The sequence below is a fragment of the Wolbachia endosymbiont of Anopheles demeilloni genome (assembly GCF_018491735.2).
Lineage (GTDB): Bacteria > Pseudomonadota > Alphaproteobacteria > Rickettsiales > Anaplasmataceae > Wolbachia.
The window spans coordinates 810376-828421 of the sequence record NZ_CP084694.1 but is presented as its reverse complement, the minus strand read 5'-3'; the positions used below and the strand labels follow the sequence as shown (position 1 = coordinate 828421).

The window sequence follows — 18046 nt, the reverse complement described above, 5'->3', positions numbered from 1 at the left end:
AAATAATACAAATAGGTATGCAACCCAAAAAGATTCTGATATGGTTGCTTCATTTCTGACCTGACCAAGTTACAGAATTTTTGCCTGCATACCTTATAAAAGGTTATACTTTTTTTTTTTTTTAGCAAGGTATATTCTATATTAGTCTTATAATTTATATGTTAGACCTTTTGCAACATTACTTTGGAGTAAACAGCTGTTACCTAAAATACTCTTCTTCTGTCATCACAGTGCCCAGACACTGGGATCCAGAAAACTTAATTTTAAATGAATACATTAGGCTGTTGTATAATAAGAACTGGATTCAAGTGTCAATCACTGAAATGACACCCTTCCGGTGGGGATTGCTCTCAAACTACAATGTTCGTACAGTTGTGCTGGGATCCAAGTATAAAAATATTTGGAAATTATACAATGGACAATGGATTCTAGGAGTATATGTTAAAAGTAATGTCCATAATGAAATAAGCTGGATTCCAATGTCACGTACTGGAATGACAACATATAGGTATTGGAATAACAAAAGAGGAATATTATGATTTTATATCATTTTCCTCTTTGTCCGTTTTCACGAAAAGTTAGAGCTCTTCTCAAGGAAAAAAAGCTGAGTTGTGATTTTGTATATGAAAATCCATGGGAAAAGCGGAATGAATTCATGAAGATCAATCCAATCGGACAAGTACCAGTATTAATAGATAATAACTTTGTAATAGCGGATAGTAATGCCATTTGTGAATATATAGAAGAGGCTTACAATAGCGACGTCAAATTACTTGGTTCATCCACTATTATTAAGTCTAAAATACGCGCTTTAATCAATTGGTTCGATAGCAAATTTTACAATGAAGTTACTAAGTATATTATGAATGAAAAAGTAATTACTAACCGCAGCCCTGACTCTAGGTTTCTTCATGCAGCTCAGCATAACCTGCCTTGCCATATGAAATACATCGAACACTTGATTAACAAGAACGTTTGGCTTGCAACCGATAAGTTCACTTTAGCCGATATTACTTTAGCATCACATATTTCTATAATAGACTACGTAAATAGTTTCCCATGGGAAAAAAGTAAGATTTTAAAAGAATGGTACTCCATTGTTAAATCAAGGCCTTGTTTTCGCGAAATATTATTAGAGAGAGTTTTTGGCTTAACTCCCCCTAGACATTACGCTGACCTTGATTTTTAACTTGCGTTAGTTTTAAAGCTACAGTCATTCCTTCGTCAGTAGGAATCAATATGGAGAAATATTTTTTTTCATCTGACAATCTATCGTTAAATTCTCTCATAGCATGCCATGACTTTTCTGATACTCCTTTTGGAGGCGATTCTAAAAATACTGTATCAAATAATAGAGTGTTATCTGCAATGATTAGCCCATCTTGTTTAATGTATGACTCTGCCCAATCTAAATACTTAGGATAACTACTTTTGTCAGCATCGATGAATATCATGTCAAATGGTGCCTTTGCTGATAATTCATTAATTTTTTCCAGTTCATCACCTTCTATTAGAGTAATTTTATCACTTAGATTAAAAGCACTAAAATTTTTTTTTGCTATTCTTGAGTGTTGAGGATTATTTTCTATTGTATATATATGACCATCTTTCGGTAAAGCTTTTACCATACAAATTGACGAATAACCATATAACGTGCCAATTTCAACTATGCTTTTAACTTTATGGATTTTGATAAATAAATTTAATAATTTTCCTTCTTCAGGAGTGATTTGAATACGTTGTTTCTTATCAAGAGTACAATGTTCTTCTATTCTTTTATACTCTTTTGCAAATAAGCTTCTTATGTACAATGATTTTCTGCTAAAGTTATGACGCATTAAGTTTTATAATATAAACTAAGGAGGTTTAATCTATATAAGATTTATAAATATAATAATAGAGTTAAGAATAATAAATTTTTTTATTTTAAGTTGTTATTTTATAAAGTAAAATTTTAAGTGACAAAGATTATTATATATTTTACTATGGTTAACTAGTATAATAATCAATTGTTATACTAGAATTAAGGGATCGTTTATTTACATCTCTCTTAAAATGTAATTTTTATAATCAATTAGAGGGAGTTATATGTCTTATAACATTGCTAACAAAGTTGAAACGTTAAGCAAGAAATCTAATAATAATGAAGGAGTGAAATTACTGCATAATCCAGCTTATCGCGAGAAGTACAAAGAACGCTTTAACGAAGCTCAGAAAAAAGTTATGGATATGGTCCAATTTTATGATGGAACGATAGTATTAATAGAGAATAAAATTGCTATGTATTATTATGCTTGGCACAGTAAAAAAAGAGAGTTTGAGCGTAAAAAGCAACAAACAGTATCAAAAAATACTGATTCAGCATAGGGTTTTTATATGGTAAGCTAAAGTGTTATTACTTCACTATAGCTTTTCCATATAACTCATCTATTACATTAGTGAAGTATTCCAGCTCTCTATATCCTTCATGTTTGATTTTGCCATTCTCTACATATGATTTGTCATCGTTAAGCTTGATGATGAATATAGGAGTAGCTGTGATATCAAGCTTATTAATTGCAAGTGATTTGTCATTTATAATTTTGTCCATCATCTTTTTATCATTAATGCATTGGTTAAATACATCTTGCTTCAAATTGCTTAGTGCAGCAATTTTTTGTAGTATAGTTAAATCACTAAAATTAGAGTAGTTCCACGATTCTATTGCATTAAACACAGCTTTGTTAAAATTAAAATAGTCTTCTTCTTTTTCATAACAATAACTTAGCATTGCAGCTTTTAATCCTCTGTAATCTAGAGGAAAATGACGAAATATGTATAACATCTTACCTGTATCTATGTACTTCTCTTTGATTTTAGGAAAAACTTTCTTATGAAAAAGAGAACAGTGATAACAAGTGAGCGATGCGTATTCTATCATTAAAATTGGTGCTTTTCGATCTCCTAATAATTTATCATCAGGCAATAGCGACAGTAGTTCTTTTGGTGTTATTTCATCAGTTTTTTGAGTGTTGGGTAAGTTTTGTTCAATAGCTGCATAAGAACTAACACTTATAAAAATTAGTAAAAACAATAATCTAAAGATCATTACAATAGAAACACTTAACTTATTAAAAAAAATAATGCATTTATATGAATAATGTCAAGATAACTTTTTCTCGGTAACGCTTTCTACTCTATCTTTGAATGCAGCAATTATTCTGCTTTGTGTGTATTTATACACTGAGTTTAATAAAGTGGAAAACAAGTTGGATTTAAATTCAAATTCTATATAGAACTTTACCATAGTTTTACTTTCGTTCATAGAAGTGAATTTCCACTCGTTGTATAAATGTTTAAATATTCCATTTGACGACACAGCTTTTATCCAACCTTCATTTATTCCATTTGGAGCAAGGGAGGTCACTTCTGATGTGTAACTTCCTTTAATACCATGAAAAGCTGCGAGGAGATCCACAGTCATTTGGCTATCAGTTTTTTCTTTTATATGAACAGCTTTGCACCAAGGAACAAAATCAGGATACTTCTCAACGTCAATTACAACTTGAAACACCCTATGAGATGAACAGAAAAAGACACCTTGTTCTTTATATTGGTGTAACATAAACCTGAATAATGGAAAAGGGATCCGTATCTACCGTCAGTCTTAGTAGATTCCTGAGACCTAAAGTTAAGGTGGGCATCACGTACTAATTTCAATGAAATTAACAGAGGCAATTCCCTTGATCAGAAATTATCGCTCGGAAAATTTAACTTAACTCATAACGCATAGCACAGAACCCTAAATTAATTATAGATTATTTATATAGAGTATGTCTATAGATATATTAAAGCTAGCGATTATTATTTTGCCTTTGTTAAATTTTGCATTTTTAGTATCATAGCTAATAAATATATCTTATGAATATTATTAAGCTCTTAACCATTTTTATTTTAATATCCTCAAGTGCTTACGCTAGTTGTATAGGTCACAAAACTTTTGTGCTTGCCATGAAGCAGCAAATAGATAATACGTTTATGAAAGGGAATAGAAAAAATTTAGAACATATACACGAAAAGCTTCGGAAGATCATTCAGAATAATGTTAACCTCAAAGAAATATCTCGATTTGTAATAGGGAAATATTGGAATTTATCTACTCAGAAAGAAAAAGAAGAGTTTCTAAAAGAATATGAAGTATATCTCGCGCGTTTATGCGCTAAAATTTTGTATAAATACATAAATAATAGTGAAATGATCATAATGAGTACAAAAGCAGTTGACGATGAAACTTGTCTGATAGGAACAAGATTTTCTTATGGTGATGAGGAATTTACAAATATTGACTTTAAAGTTACTAAAAGTGACAGTTCTTTCTTAATAAACGATGTTGTAATGAGTGGAATAAGTATTGCTATTAATCAACGTTCTCAATTTAGTGAAAAGATCGACACGAATGGCATGGCAAGTGTAATAGATGAATTAAAACGTAACAATAATTTATGATATACATGCCTCATTGGCCTAAGCCGATTGGCAGTAGGCCAAAGGATTTTTCTCTTGATCGCATAAAAAATTTTCTAAATAAACTGGGTAATCCCGAGAAAAAAATACCGCCAATAATTCACATAGCTGGTACTAATGGCAAAGGATCAACACTATCATTTATAAGATATATAATGCAAGCAGCAGGGTATAAAGTTCATACGTACACTTCTCCACATTTAGTGAATTTTAATGAGAGAATAGTTGTTGCAGGCAATGATGTCGATGATAGTGAATTACATAACTCACTGGAAGAATGCCGTATAGCAGTTGCGGAACAACCTATCACTCTATTTGAGGCCACAACAATTGCAGCTTTCTTAGCTTTTGCTCACCATAAAGCGGATATTACTTTAGTTGAGGTGGGTATGGGTGGAAGGCTTGATGCAACAAATGTTATAGATAATCCGATTCTAACGATCATCACTTCCATTGCACTTGACCATACAGAATATCTTGGTCCTACCGTAGAAACCATAGCAGGCGAAAAGGCTGGAATAATGAAACCTCATGTTCCTTGCGTAATAGCACCACAAGAAAAATCTATAATGAATACGCTAGAACAACACGCAATAAACAAAAAATCTCCCTTATATAGAGGAGGATTTGAGTGGAATTGCAAAAAACAGAATAACAGAATAGTCTTTCAATCGACTATTCAATCAATAGAATTTTCTTTGCCATCTTTAAAAGGAGATCATCAAATAATCAATTCAGGAAACGCAATTGCAGCATGTAGCATTTTGAGTGGGAAGTATGGATTTAATATTGGAGAAGAGGACATTGCTTCAGGTTTACAGAGCACTTATTGGCCTGCGCGGCTAGAGTCTATAAAAGAAGGTAATTTAATTTCTTTATTACCAAAAGATTGGCAATTATTTCTAGATGGCGCGCACAACAATGATGGTGCCAGAGTGTTAGCTAAGTGGGTAAGAGACAATTTTGCTGAAGGTATCTATATGATCTTTGGTGTTACTCGTAACAGAAACGTCGCAGGGTTCTTAGAGCACTTAAAGCCATACATCAAACTACTATGCGCCGTTTGTGTTAAATCTGAACCTAAAGCAACAAGTAAAGATTTAATTAGAGAAGGAGCTCATAATATAGGAATCAATGCTATCGAATGTGAATCAATCAATGATGCAATATCAAATTACATATTGAAAGCCTCTATTCAAAACGTCAAAATCATACTAATCTGTGGCTCGCTATTTTTAGCCAGAGATTTGAGTATGGAGAATAATCAACCTACTTGATGAGCCGAGACGTTAAAAGCACCATCAGGATTTACAATGCTGCTTGGCTTTTCGGTTGATGCTCCTATAGGTACATTTTGTTCATCATCTATTCCTTCAGTTTTTACAAGATTTACAACTTTTCTCTCGTAAATTTCACTTGCTAAGTGTAGTAATAAACTACAACCTAGTAATGCAGCAAATCCGATGAGTATTTTACTGTTTAAGCAACTAGATTGGTACTGTAACACCAAACCTGCTATTAATAAAATAGGAGGAAGATAATTTGAAATTTGGGAAGTAAGAATTAGATATTTAAATGCTTTACTTTTGAACATTTCATCTTTTAGCTCTTCTTGATCTAAATTTTCACCTTGTTCCCGTTGAGAATTTTGCAAATCCACAGCTTCTTTAACTACAGAAGCTATCAAATAAACAGATAAGAAAAAAGTTGTAACTAATGTTATTAGGCTCGCACTAAACAAAATACCAGGTGCGTCAGTAAAATTAGCAGCCTTACATAGCTTAAACCCCAAGTAAATATACGACACTAATGACGAGACGGACAGTAAGAATCTTACCAAATTAAAAACAAAATAATACTTTGTACGCTTATCATTCTGACCTTGCTGAATTGACTGTAAATACCTTTTTCATTCTTCGGGAATGATTAATCCCTGATTCTTTCCACTTAGTGGTTTAATATATTGCAAAAGTGCTGCTTTATTTCTGTTAAGGGCCTGCATTTTTTCATCGCTACCTCCTGGTTTATCTGGGTGAAACTTTCTTGATAACCTTTTATAATTTTTTGCTATTATATTAGATATTTCTAAGAAGTTACGACCTTCTACTTCTTGTACTTGAATACCTATCTCTTTAAATAAACTTTCATTATAATTATATTCTCTTTTTCTTAACTTATACCCCATATCCCCACCTAATAAATTAACTAACTATTAATACTTTATAATATATAAACTTCCAAATCATGTCAATTCTTTCATTCATGCTTATTGTATGAATTATTTCTTTCACGACTACCATGACAAGTGTATGAAAGTTATCATTTAGTGCACAATAGTGCTTCAATGTTTAGGGTTACAGTTTTCATTGGTCATTTGAGTAACTCAAATCCGATTAATGCCAGTTCTATCTATCTTGTCACTTAAGTAGCCTCTATTTCAGCACAGGAATCTACTTTATAGTGATGTCATTCAAGTATCTGACATTGATTCCTTTATGATGCTGTCATCCCAGTGCTAGACACTGGGATCTAGTTAAATTTACGAGTATAAAAGTAATGTTAAAATACAATGTTTCCGATGATTATGAAAAAGCTGGATTCCAGCGTCACGCGCTGGAATGACACCTTTTTTAAATTACTTTAGCAATAAATATTGAGAAATTTACCAAACAAAAAAAAGGTAAAAGAACCCCCCAGCAGTGAGTTTTGACCCTATAATAATGTAAATTGGCGTTGTAATAATGTGCTAACGCTTATTTTAAGCGCGATTTAGCTGAATGTAGAAAAAATTTAAAAGACATACAGCCGCTATAATTTTTATGTAATTTGCCAATAAATATCTGAGTTTTTTACTGAATTTTGCTGTTAAATCCGCGGATATTAAAAACAATGATAAATACTCTTGCTATTATAGTAAGGGGGATGGCGTAATTTGTTAAGTTAAATAAGCTAACTTATTAACATGTAATAATTAGGCATCTATTGCAGATTGAATGTTCAAATGATCACTAGCTTTGAGGTTTTGGTTTCATCTATTTGCGGCTGACTAATCATAGTTTGAATGAAATTGGTTGCCATAAAGGTACAGCCTAGAATAAAAAAAGCAACGGAAATAAAGGGGATAATAGGAAATTCAAGAGGTAATATAGATGTAATTCCTCTTATTAAAAATGAAACGTTAGATGTAATGTCGAGGCAGATCTTCATTAATTTATCTTGCCAAGAGGTATCGAATTGCTTATTAAGGCCACACTGCCTAAAATGATCAGTTAATGACCATATATTTAAAGCAAGCGAAAGTGCACTTAGCATAGTGCTGACAATAGTACAGTACAAGCTTGAGGAAGAAATATTTAGGGCTAATGCTGCTGTATACCCCATCAAAGAAGCAATAGATAGTGCAGTAACCAAGCGTTTTGAATAAGTTCGTATTTTTTTCCTGTAAATAAGCCTCTCTCTCATAACTCATAAACCTAGCAGTAAATGCATATTATCTCATAACATTAATTGACTTGAAAATCAATACAGAGTGCCCGGGAGAAGATTTGAACTTCCACAACTTGAAAAGTTACTAGCACCTGAAGCTAGCGCGTCTACCAATTCCGCCACCCGGGCTTTTTGTGATTTACTATGTTAAAATAAAATAATATACTCAAGTAATTTTTATCTCAAAGGTAATGCCAAATCTAGATCAAATATTTTTTGCTCAGAACAATGTTAATATTAATAATGTACATAAAATAGTCAACGACGCTTTGAGCAATAGTGATGGTGGTGAGCTATTTTTAGAGTTTTGCCAATCAGAATCCCTAATTTTTGATGATAATATATTAAAACATATGGATTTAAATATCAGAAGAGGATTTGGTCTAAGGTCTTTTTGTGAAGATAGTACGTCTTTTGTTTGCTCTTCTGAGATTAGCGAAAAAGAAATTAGTAAAGCTGCTTCTATGGTAAAAAGTTCAGCATCTTTAAGCAAAACAAATTCAGTAAACTTAAATGAGGAGGCAAAAAGCCTGTATTCAACGATTAATCCCATAAATGAAATGGATCTGAGCTCAAAAATTAAACTACTCAATGAGATTAATGAGTATGTAAGGTCGAAGAATAACTGCGTGAAGCAGGTAAAAATAACTCTAAATGGAGAATGGCAAGTTGTACAAATAATAAAAGATGATCACAGGTTAAGCGATATTAGGCCTTTGGTACGTTTTAATGTACTAGTCATCGTAGAGAAAAATGGCCGAGCTGAGAGAGGTTCTGCAGGGCACGGTGGAAGAGACTCTTATAGTAAATTTGTTTCTGAGAAGAAGTGGAAAGAAGTTGCAAATCAAGCGTTAGAGCAAGCGCTAGTAAATCTTGAGGCAATTCCAGCTCCGGCTGGAGAGATGACAGTTGTTTTAGGTTCAGGTTGGCCAGGAATATTATTGCATGAAGCTGTAGGTCATGGACTTGAAGGTGATTTTAACCGTAAAGGAATCTCGGCATTTTCAAATTCTATGGGTAAACAAGTGGCAGCCAGTAACATTACTGTAATTGATGATGGAACTCTACCTAATTTGCGTGGTTCTATTAGCATAGACGATGAGGGTAATTTACCTGGCTATAATGTGCTTATAGAAGATGGAATTCTAAAAGGATATATGCAAGATCATATGAACGCTAAACTTATGTGTGTAAATCCAACTGGTAATGGTAGAAGAGAAAGTTACAAAGAAGTTACTATGCCACGCATGACAAACACCTATATGTTGCCAGGAAAATATACACCAGAAGAAATAATATCCAGTGTAAAGAGAGGCCTATATGCAGTAAATTTTGGTGGTGGACAAGTTGATATAACATCAGGAAAATTTGTTTTCTCATCTTCGGAAGCTTACCTAATAAAAAATGGTAAAGTTACACAACCAGTCAAAGGAGCAACGCTAATTGGTGATGGGCCAACAGTGCTAAAAAAAGTATCAATGATTGGTAATGATCTAAAGTTAGATCCTGGTGTTGGTACGTGCTCAAAAGACGGACAAAATGTGCCTGTTGGAGTTGGTCAGCCAACACTCAAGGTCGATGCAATAACTGTTGGTGGAACTGAATATGTAGATAAGGGCTAAGCGAACTCAGCTCATGCTGTACAATTGTACAAATATTGTAACCATTATTCAAGTAGCTCATATAGATGCAAAAACTACTTAACAAATCTCTCTGCCTTCCTTGCCATAACTTGTATAACAATCTCACAAAAAACAATATCATAGAATTCAATAGGTGGTCTTTAAAAAATCCTTAAGGAAAGTAAAATACTTTTTAAATAGGCCGATATAGATCGTTTTACGATATAATAAAATTATTATAAACAAGAACTTATAAACTCTAGCAAATGAATTTGTGAGTTTAGTGGTGTTAGGAATACCTGGCTCTTTTATGTGGATTGACATTCTCAATAACCTGCTCTAGAGATAGATTATATAATTTTGACAAGGTTCTTGGCATGTGATATTTTTCTCGAATATAGGTAATGTCATAAATGACTTTATATCTATATCCAGCTCTAGGGGAAGATCTTCAATGTTTACGTCCATCCCTGATAAAGGATATTCTATGTCCATGTGCAGCTTTGGGGGATAGTTCTACTTTGAAGATTTCTTTCACTTTTACTATTGCGACTCCCAATTCCACTGAAATCACTCTTTCCCTTAATTCATATTGATATGGTGACTCCATTTATTCCCTCACTTTCAGCTTTTTCTTGCTTTACCATATCTCTTCCCCTCTTGTCTATATCTTTATGTATTAAGCTATATAACTCAAAATATTGATGAAATGCAGAAAAGTTTTTTTAATTTCAGCTACATCCTCGAAGAGTTAGAAAATAACTTTAAGCAAGTTAGTCAGAATTTTTCTGACGCAAAGGAACAAGTTTTAAATTTAGCTATCAACTCTGAAGATTTGGCAGGCAAGTTTCTTAATTATCACCCGAATATGTGCATAGTATAAAATTAGCTTGATAGACTTCAAGAGCTTTGCCTATGAAGTCAGTGTGCTTCTTGAAATGGAACATACTTTTATTACTTTAATTATAAAAATCCGTTAAGCCTTCTTGCCAATTACTACAATATTTTCACTTGGAAAAAAGTAGTCAGGTATAGCCATGTTTTTTGGTGCAGGACCGCCAATTACTCGGCCTGATGTGTCATAATATGAACCGTGACAAGGGCAGAACCAACCGTTGCCGTCTTTTGTAGCGTGATCAACTGGTACACATCCAAGATGGGTGCATATTCCAATCATAATTAACCATTCATCTTTCCCTTTGTATACTCTTTTTTCATCTGATTCAGGATCTCTCAAATTTTCTGCATTTATGGCTCTTGCAGCCTCAATCTCTTGTTTTGTGCGCTTGCGGATAAATACTGGCTTACCTTGCCATTTTACCTTTTTTCTTTGTCCTTCTTGAATATCAGATAGATTAACCTCAACCGTAGACATCGCTAAAACCTCAGCAGAAGGATTCATAGACTTAACCAATGGCCAAAGACCGCTTGCAGCTCCTATACCTGCCATGGCACACGTAGTTAATATGATAAAATCTCTTCTACTCTTATTTTTGGCAAAATCTTTAACAAGAGATGTTTTTTTACTCTTCTCATTCGTCAATGATTTTTTATTTTTAGTTAACTTCTTATCCATCAATCTCTACTTGAACATAAACATATATTTTAATTTAAATACTATAGATTAATCAATAGAAATTTGCACTATTTGCTTAACTTTTGCTATACAGTTAAGAAGAAACAGAGTTTTCAATTTCGGAAATACTATCTTCAGTGGAATCAGGATCCTCAATTTTCGCTACTGACACCACCTTTTCTCTACTCTCTGTTTTAAACAGAGTGACTCCTTGAGTGCTACGTCCTGCAATTCTGATATCATTTACTGAAATACGAATTAACTTTCCTTTATCTGTAATAAGCATGATATTATCACCCTGTTCAACTGGAAAGCTAGCAACAACATTACCGTTTCTATCGGTAGTAAGGATATTTGTAATACCAACACCACCTCTATTTGTTACCCTATACTCGTATGCAGAAGTTCTTTTACCAAAACCATTTTCAGTAATAGTTAATATGAACTCCTCATTCATTGCAAGTTTTAAGAACAGTTTGTTATCTATTCCTAAATCATTCAAAGTTTTTTCTAATTTAGAATCAATTGAGTTGTTGGTTACAGCTTCCATCCTTTTTGCAAGCGGAACTCTTAAGTAAAGCTCTTTTGTTTCTGTTGCAATACCTATGCCGTTTAGTATTGTCATGGATATCACACTGTCATTTTTTGCAAGTTTGATACCTCTTACGCCATCTGAATTACGACTCTTAAATTGACGCACATCGCTTACAACAAATCTGATACTTTTTCCAAGTGTTGTTGAAAGTAGAACATGATCAATTTCGCTACATACTTTAACTGATATTAACTTATCTCCTTCGTCGAGCTTTATTGCTATTTTTCCATTGCTTGGAATATAGTGAAAATCCGCTAAGGAGTTACGCCTTATGTTCCCATGAGCAGTAACAAAAACTATATTTTGATTTTCGTCATTCTCACTTGGAAGCGGCATAATGTTAGTTATTGTTTCACCATCGCTAAGCGGAAATATATTAACAAGTGCTCTTCCACGTGCAGTTGGTTCTGCAAGAGGGAGTTTATAAACCTTTAATCTGTAAACTCGACCAGTATTAGAAAAGAATAAAAGACTAGTGTGGGTATTTCCAACAAATAATTTTGTAATTACGTCCTCCTCTTTTAATCCCTGTCCTAGCTTTCCCTTTCCACCACGATGCTGGGTTTTATAATGAGAGAGTTTCACACGTTTGATGTAACCATTCATAGTTACGGTCACTACCATATCCTCTTGTGGAATTAGATCTTCAGCTTCGATGTCCATATCTGATTCTTCTATTGAAGTTTTTCGCGGCACAGTAAATCTGTTCTTTATTTCTTGTAGATTGTTTTTTATTTCTTTCATCAACTTCTCTACTGAACCAAGAAAAGCGATATATTCTTTTATCAGGTTAATCATTGAACTTAGCTCAGCTTCTAATTTGTCTTTTTCAAGGCCTGTTAAACGTTGCAATTTCATGTCAAGAATAGCTTTCGTTTGCAGCTCAGTTAATCTATACACTCCGTCTTTCAAAAATCTCGTGCTATCTGAGATTAATCCAATAATTGTGCTTATCTCAGCTGAAGTTTTCCATTCTTTATTTAAAAGTTCTCTACTTGCTTCTGCAGGATCTTTTGCACCACGGATGATTTTTATCACTTCATCTATGCTCAAGACCGCAATGTAGAGCCCTATATATATATGAGCTTTTTCCCTTGTTTTTCTTAGACGAAACTCTGTTCTCCTGATTAATACTTCTTTTCTAAAATCAATAAAAGCAGCTATAATTTCTTTCAACGACATCAAAGCAGGCCTGTTGTTGTTGAGGACTAAAGTGTTAACACTAAAGCTACTTCTCAGTGGAGTTAGTCCCAATATTTGATTAAGTATAAAACTTGCTTCAGCATTTCTTCTGAGGTCAATTACTACCCTAATACCAGACTTATCAGATTCATCCCTAATTTCTGTTATGCCATCAATTCTTTTTTCTTTTACAAGCTCACCTATCTTCTCAATTAATTTTACTTTATTTACCTGGTAAGGTATTTCATCAATCACTATTGCTTGCCTATCTTGTGGCAGATCTTCCATGTGAGTTTTGCCTTGCACAACAATTGATCCACGACCCGTTGCAAATGCTGATCTTATTCCAGACCTTCCAAGAATCGTTCCCCCAGTTGGGAAATCCGGTCCTGGCATCACTTCAAGTAACTCATCCAAAGTAACTTCAGGGTTATCTATATATAACATACAAGCATCTATTATTTCTCCAAGGTTGTGAGAAGGAATATTGGTTGCCATACCAACTGCAACACCGCTTGCACCATTTACCAATAGATTCGGAAATTCTGCAGGCAGTACAACAGGCTCTGTTTCATTTTCATCATAGTTTGGCCTAAAATCAACTGTATCTTCGTCGATATCATTTAGTAAAAAATGCGACACTCTGTGGAGCCTTGCTTCTGTATATCGCATTGAAGCTGGCGGATCTCCATCTATCGAACCAAAGTTACCTTGCCCATCAATAAGTGGTAAAAGAAGAGAAAAATCTTGAGCCATCCTGACCAAGGAGTCATAGATAGCCATGTCACCATGTGGGTGATATTTTCCCATTACATCCCCGACTATACGAGCTGCTTTTTTATACGGTTTACCGGCATCGAACCCAGCCCTCGACATTGCATATAATATGCGCCTATGAACAGGTTTAAATCCATCTCGCACATCAGGTATAGCTCGACTTATGATCACACTCATTGCGTAGGAGAGATAAGAATCCTCTAGCTCTTTCACTATTGAAACTGGTACTATGTTGTCTTGCATTTTCTATATTTTGATTGAAATAATTGTAATATTAATATTCAACTAGGCTAATGGGCAATGACAGACTTGAACTGCCGACCTCCTCGGTGTAAACGAGATGCTCTACCAGCTGAGCTAATTGCCCCTCTAGATATAATTCTATAGTTCAATGTTGTTGTTGTAAACAAAAATAGCGATACAAGCAACTCTTATGGAATCGCTGGGTGCGCACTATGGAGTTGTATAAATTTTAGTCTTGCTGCTACCTTGTATAAAGGTATTCTTTCACTTACATTTTTTGACATGTTCAACAACTTTGAATAACATGCTGTGGCATTTTTAAAATCTGAGAGCTTATCTAGAATAACAGCTAAATTATAGGTATAAAAAATATTGTTTTGATCTAAAGAAATTGCTGCTTTCATATATTCTTTAGCTTTTACGTAATCCCCTTTTTTCATATAGATCAAACCTAAATTTGCTGATAAGGGGGCGCTATTTCTGAGTGTATCATACAATTTCAACATTTCACTCAATGCTAAATTAGGATCATATTGTGAGATTATCGTCAGAAAATTCTTTAATACATAAGGGTTGCTAGGATATTCTTTTAACAGTCTTGTGTAAATCTCTACAGCTTTTTTAAATTCTTTGTTAGCGTAATAGATATTCCCTAATCCAATTAAAGCACTTTCATGATAAGGAAATCTTGCAATAATCTGATTGAGGAGAGAAGTAGCTGTTTCACTATCTCCTAACTCAAAGGAATCTTTTGCTTTTTTTAAAATAGAGTATATGTCAAAATTCTTGCCAGAATTCTGCGAAATTTTGATATTAAATTTGTCACTTTTTCTCTCGAGAACATCAAGATCTTTATATTTTTTATCAGCTTTTATATGCTTGACAACACTATCAAAGACCTTCTGTATCTCCAAATTTTCACTAGCATAGGTAACAGAAGACCTCCATAAAATCACAACGCAAATTAACATGCAGACAAACATAGATCCTAGTGTTGTGGCATTGGCTGCAGCGCGTAACCAGTAAATCTTATTTCTTTGAACTATACGCAACACATTACAAATTCATAAATGCTGAATTACTTATCTAATATAATAATAAAGATATTATTAATTGGCAGATTCTATTTAGAATGAGTTAAAAGAGCACTTCTACACATTCCATATGGTTGCCAATTACACTCCTCACATGCGTAGTCAAATTTCTCTAAAGACATTTTCTTTCTAATTCTTTTGACTGCTTCACTCTAGGTCAAAATCTCGCCAATTTTTATTCCTAAAATTTCCATATGCCTTCTATCTAGCTCTAAAACTTTAGCTTGTGTGGTACATTTACCTTGTTTAGTCTGGTTTGGACAAACACTGTAAATAGTGTCAAGATTATCAACTACTTCGATTTTAGTATTAGGATCACTAATTACTTTACTTGCTATCTTTTTGTAATTTTCTACAAAGCTCTGAGAATATCCATACCTTTGAAATGCAAGAATGCACATAAAATGATGAGGACGAAACCTTATCACTTTTTCAAATACTGCAAAGCTGCTACAAGTAGAAAAATTTTTACCAAACCAGGAAGGATGAATGGTAAAACACCTACCATTATTGCTTGTTTCAGACCCACGTAAATAGTAAGCCAACTAATACCACAAATAAAGATTACGACTTTACCCGCCAGACAACTTAAAGAATTACACATAAATGATTTATATTTAGAGTTCAGTAATTCATTTACTCTGCTCATTACTACAACAGCAACTAAACAGCCAATCAAATATCCACCTGTTAGCCCGAGAAAAATGTGATGACCACCAGAAAAATTCGCAAAAACAGGAAATCCTGCTGCACCAAGTGATAGATATGTAAGCACAGAATAGAATGCTGTTCTGCGGTTAAATTTAAGCCCAACAAGCATTAATCCTAAAGTTTGCAATGTAATAGGCACAGGCTGCAATGGTATGCTTATTTGAGCCATCAAGAATAAAAGTAAAACACAAGACAATATTTCAGCCAGTGTTGACCTACTGCTTGATTGTGTTATAAACATATCTTCCCAATAAAAATAACTTACTATATGTAATATATGTGTATAAGAGGTTTTGCAATTTAAATTTTGCTTATATTGCGCTACAATGAATTATTTATGCACTATTTAAAAATGATGAGTAAACAAGATCTATTATCTTTGATGAAAGAAAGACACAGCGGACGTTCATACGATCCTACAAGAGCAATATATCAGAAAGAAATGGATATTTTAATAGAAGCTGTAAGGCTAACACCCTCGTGTTTTGGTGATGAACCTTGGCGATATGTGATATGCAACAAACAGAACAATCAAAGCGCATGGAAAAAATTGCTCGATTGCCTTGATGAATCTAATCAAAAGTGGGCAAAAGATGCACAAATACTAATTATATCTCTAAGCGCTAAGAACTTCCGCAAACAAGGTAAAGGAGAAAATTTTTGGGCTAAGCATGATACTGGTGCAGCAAATTATGCACTTATGCTGCAGGCTGCAGCTATGAACTTAATGACTCATCAAATGGGTGGATTTGATAAAGATAAAATAGTTAAGAGATTCAATATACCTGATGATTTTAATGTAATGTCAGTGATAGCAGTTGGTTACGAAAAAGAGGGTGCTGAAGTCAAAGAAAAACAAAGAAGATCAATAAAAGAAATATTCTTTTATGACGAATGGCCAGCGAGCTGACTTGACCATTCTTCTCTTAATGTATTAAAAATTGAATTATTTGGCAAATAATTTTTTTTCATCCTACCCTCTTCAATTGCTTACCAATCTTTCCACGATAATTTCTTACTTCCAAGTTCATAGTCCATACCATCCCATATATCTTCTCGAAAGCCATAAACAGCAAAATGCCAATTATATTCATTAAAAATAGATAAGATCTCGAAAATAGTGCTCTAATCCTTTTGAGCAGCGGTGCCCGCCAAACTCTCCAGCAAGGATCTTATAATCTGGTATATTATACCTCTTTTGGAAAATTTTTACAGGTTCTATATATGATTTTAACTTATCTTTATTCCAATACTCTACTTTTTTTTGCATCAAAAGATTGAACATGTCCAGGGTAGGCGAAGTTACCTTGGTTTAATTTTAAGTTTATATAAGCAAAAGGCTCATATATATGAAATGAATAAAGAACATTTTTATCACTAACTGGTTCAAATTTGTTAAAAGTATTAGAGTCAGCATAACTGCTGCTATCAAGTATTATTGGGGTCTCTGAGTCAACTTGGCGGATACTGTTTACCACGCTGCTATAAAAGCCAAATAGATTCTTCTGAACTTTGCTTTGTTCTACTTTATAAATAGCCGAATCTGCAGTATTATAAAGCCTTTCTGGATGTGGTTCATTTAAGATATTATATCCAACAATAGCAGGATGATCTTTAAGCTCTTTCGCAAGATCTTGCCAAAATTTTGCTGCTTGTTTTTGAAAAGCTTGATCTGACCATAAACGTAAATCATCTTTATCGTTATTATTTTGCTTCCATCTAGATCCAGGTAAGCTAAGCATCGTTAATACTACTGGTATTTTTTGTTGATGAAAAGCATCTAAAACATCTTTCAGAACTTTCAGGTCTTTGGAAATCAGGTCCGGATAATTGTCTGCATTGCCTAAGAACCTGTACATGATCTCAAAAAAGGGATAGAATGAGAGGATAAAGTAGGATATGGGAAGTTTATATCCAAGTGATATAAGTCGAGGAAAGTTTGAGATTATTGTAGCAGATCTGAAGTCTTGCAGGAAGAGGACAAGAATTACACACCTTTGCTGTATTGCCAAAAAGATGGGTTGTTGAGAGATCTTCTTTTGCCTGGTTGCAAAAATGTAGGCGACTTTGGAAAAATTGCGAGCGGAAACTCAACACTAGCCTGCAAATGGTCGTTCTTGCTTTCGCTGCTTTCCTCCTCAAAAGATTATGAACAGGTTCTTACATAATGAGTAACAATTTAGGAAGTAGATAAAATATTAAGTTGTTAATACAAATGCTTGACTAGTGTGCATTCTTAATATACAATTAACTTTTT

Annotated in this window: 19 protein-coding genes, 2 tRNA genes, 2 other RNA genes and 3 pseudogenes; 9 read left to right on the top strand and 17 right to left on the bottom strand. The window is 33.6% G+C overall.

Annotated features, from left to right (window positions below; genetic code table 11):
• Positions 1-101: signal recognition particle sRNA small type (gene ffs / locus JSQ73_RS04370), an RNA gene on the bottom strand.
• A gap of 108 nt (positions 102-209) precedes the next feature.
• On the opposite strand from ffs, the pseudogene JSQ73_RS06930 reads away from it, so the two are divergent.
• A pseudogene (locus JSQ73_RS06930) lies at positions 210-338 on the top strand (WPE palindromic element domain-containing protein); the annotation flags it as partial.
• A 197-nt stretch (positions 339-535) separates the two neighbouring features.
• Positions 536-1189, top strand: a complete 654-nt coding sequence (locus JSQ73_RS04360) for a glutathione S-transferase family protein (protein WP_214249793.1) — start codon at positions 536-538, stop codon at positions 1187-1189.
• On the opposite strand, the gene JSQ73_RS04355 is transcribed toward JSQ73_RS04360, so the two are convergent.
• Positions 1161-1838 carry an O-methyltransferase gene (locus tag JSQ73_RS04355; RefSeq protein WP_214249792.1) on the bottom strand — a complete coding sequence of 226 codons (678 nt, stop codon included), beginning with the start codon at positions 1836-1838 and terminating at the stop codon, positions 1161-1163. The two genes, JSQ73_RS04360 and JSQ73_RS04355, sit on opposite strands and share 29 nt — an antisense overlap.
• 250 nt (positions 1839-2088) lie before the next feature.
• Here JSQ73_RS04355 and JSQ73_RS04350 point away from each other — a divergent pair, with 250 nt between their 5' ends.
• Positions 2089-2367 (top strand): DUF2671 domain-containing protein, encoded by a 279-nt coding sequence (locus JSQ73_RS04350; RefSeq protein WP_214249791.1) that lies wholly within the window; start codon positions 2089-2091, stop codon positions 2365-2367.
• A 28-nt stretch (positions 2368-2395) separates the two neighbouring features.
• Here the strand turns inward: JSQ73_RS04350 and JSQ73_RS04345 are convergent, their stop codons facing one another.
• The 3 genes from JSQ73_RS04345 to ssrS form a co-directional block, all read right to left on the bottom strand.
• Positions 2396-3088, bottom strand: coding sequence for a thioredoxin domain-containing protein (locus JSQ73_RS04345; RefSeq protein ID WP_214249790.1), 693 nt, complete (start codon positions 3086-3088; stop codon positions 2396-2398).
• 54 nt (positions 3089-3142) lie between these two features.
• A complete protein-coding gene (locus JSQ73_RS04340) occupies positions 3143-3604 on the bottom strand; it encodes a type II toxin-antitoxin system RatA family toxin (protein WP_214249789.1) in 462 nt (153 codons plus the stop codon).
• Positions 3605-3621: 17 nt separating this feature from the next.
• A non-coding RNA gene (ssrS, locus tag JSQ73_RS04335) (6S RNA) lies at positions 3622-3783 on the bottom strand.
• Positions 3784-3900: 117 nt separating this feature from the next.
• Here ssrS and JSQ73_RS04330 point away from each other — a divergent pair.
• Complete coding sequence (locus JSQ73_RS04330; protein ID WP_214249788.1) at positions 3901-4485, top strand: MlaC/ttg2D family ABC transporter substrate-binding protein; 585 nt, start codon at positions 3901-3903, stop codon at positions 4483-4485.
• Positions 4482-5780 (top strand): bifunctional folylpolyglutamate synthase/dihydrofolate synthase, encoded by a 1299-nt coding sequence (locus JSQ73_RS04325; protein ID WP_214249787.1) that lies wholly within the window; start codon positions 4482-4484, stop codon positions 5778-5780. Before JSQ73_RS04330 ends, JSQ73_RS04325 begins: the two co-directional genes overlap by 4 nt.
• Here the strand turns inward: JSQ73_RS04325 and JSQ73_RS04320 are convergent.
• The 4 genes from JSQ73_RS04320 to JSQ73_RS04305 form a co-directional block, all read right to left on the bottom strand.
• Complete coding sequence (locus tag JSQ73_RS04320; RefSeq protein WP_234301665.1) at positions 5768-6295, bottom strand: hypothetical protein; 528 nt, start codon at positions 6293-6295, stop codon at positions 5768-5770. The genes JSQ73_RS04325 and JSQ73_RS04320 overlap by 13 nt on opposite strands.
• Before the next feature lie 117 nt (positions 6296-6412).
• Positions 6413-6688, bottom strand: coding sequence for a hypothetical protein (locus JSQ73_RS04315; protein ID WP_214249786.1), 276 nt, complete (start codon positions 6686-6688; stop codon positions 6413-6415).
• Between the two features lie 812 nt (positions 6689-7500).
• On the bottom strand, positions 7501-7965 hold the full coding sequence (locus tag JSQ73_RS04310; RefSeq protein ID WP_214249785.1) for a hypothetical protein: 465 nt from the start codon (positions 7963-7965) through the stop codon (positions 7501-7503).
• A gap of 68 nt (positions 7966-8033) precedes the next feature.
• Positions 8034-8118: transfer RNA gene (locus JSQ73_RS04305), tRNA-Leu, on the bottom strand.
• A 62-nt stretch (positions 8119-8180) separates the two neighbouring features.
• Between JSQ73_RS04305 and tldD the strand changes: the two genes are divergently transcribed.
• Positions 8181-9611 (top strand): metalloprotease TldD, encoded by a 1431-nt coding sequence (gene tldD / locus JSQ73_RS04300; RefSeq protein WP_214249784.1) that lies wholly within the window; start codon positions 8181-8183, stop codon positions 9609-9611.
• Between the two features lie 451 nt (positions 9612-10062).
• Here the strand turns inward: tldD and JSQ73_RS04295 are convergent, their stop codons facing one another.
• The 7 genes and pseudogenes from JSQ73_RS04295 to JSQ73_RS04265 form a co-directional block, all read right to left on the bottom strand.
• Positions 10063-10221 (bottom strand): hypothetical protein, encoded by a 159-nt coding sequence (locus tag JSQ73_RS04295; RefSeq protein ID WP_214249783.1) that lies wholly within the window; start codon positions 10219-10221, stop codon positions 10063-10065.
• Between the two features lie 366 nt (positions 10222-10587).
• Positions 10588-11187, bottom strand: a complete 600-nt coding sequence (gene petA / locus JSQ73_RS04290; protein ID WP_214249781.1) for a ubiquinol-cytochrome c reductase iron-sulfur subunit — start codon at positions 11185-11187, stop codon at positions 10588-10590.
• A 94-nt stretch (positions 11188-11281) separates the two neighbouring features.
• The gene (gene gyrA / locus JSQ73_RS04285) at positions 11282-13984 is read right to left on the bottom strand and encodes a DNA topoisomerase (ATP-hydrolyzing) subunit A (RefSeq protein ID WP_214249780.1); all 2703 of its coding nucleotides are present in this window, start codon (positions 13982-13984) and stop codon (positions 11282-11284) included.
• A gap of 51 nt (positions 13985-14035) precedes the next feature.
• Positions 14036-14108 (bottom strand) — tRNA-Val (locus JSQ73_RS04280).
• A 64-nt stretch (positions 14109-14172) separates the two neighbouring features.
• On the bottom strand, positions 14173-15039 hold the full coding sequence (locus JSQ73_RS04275; RefSeq protein ID WP_214249779.1) for a tetratricopeptide repeat protein: 867 nt from the start codon (positions 15037-15039) through the stop codon (positions 14173-14175).
• Positions 15040-15107: 68 nt separating this feature from the next.
• Positions 15108-15506 (bottom strand): annotated as a pseudogene (locus JSQ73_RS04270) (DUF1284 domain-containing protein).
• Positions 15503-16030 carry a biotin transporter BioY gene (locus JSQ73_RS04265; RefSeq protein ID WP_214249778.1) on the bottom strand — a complete coding sequence of 176 codons (528 nt, stop codon included), beginning with the start codon at positions 16028-16030 and terminating at the stop codon, positions 15503-15505. The pseudogene JSQ73_RS04270 and the gene JSQ73_RS04265 overlap by 4 nt, the downstream one beginning before the upstream one ends.
• Before the next feature lie 96 nt (positions 16031-16126).
• On the opposite strand from JSQ73_RS04265, the gene JSQ73_RS04260 reads away from it, so the two are divergent.
• Positions 16127-16699, top strand: a complete 573-nt coding sequence (locus JSQ73_RS04260; protein ID WP_214249777.1) for a nitroreductase family protein — start codon at positions 16127-16129, stop codon at positions 16697-16699.
• Between the two features lie 331 nt (positions 16700-17030).
• On the opposite strand, the gene JSQ73_RS04255 is transcribed toward JSQ73_RS04260, so the two are convergent.
• Complete coding sequence (locus JSQ73_RS04255) at positions 17031-17648, bottom strand: glycoside hydrolase family 5 protein (RefSeq protein WP_234301663.1); 618 nt, start codon at positions 17646-17648, stop codon at positions 17031-17033.
• 40 nt (positions 17649-17688) lie between these two features.
• On the opposite strand from JSQ73_RS04255, the gene JSQ73_RS06645 reads away from it, so the two are divergent.
• Together JSQ73_RS06645 and JSQ73_RS04250 are read left to right on the top strand one after the other, a co-directional pair.
• Positions 17689-17817 (top strand): hypothetical protein, encoded by a 129-nt coding sequence (locus tag JSQ73_RS06645; protein ID WP_255701029.1) that lies wholly within the window; start codon positions 17689-17691, stop codon positions 17815-17817.
• Positions 17774-17941: pseudogene (locus tag JSQ73_RS04250) on the top strand (transposase); the annotation flags it as partial. The gene JSQ73_RS06645 and the pseudogene JSQ73_RS04250, both read left to right, overlap by 44 nt.
• Between the last annotated feature and the right edge of the window lie 105 nt (positions 17942-18046).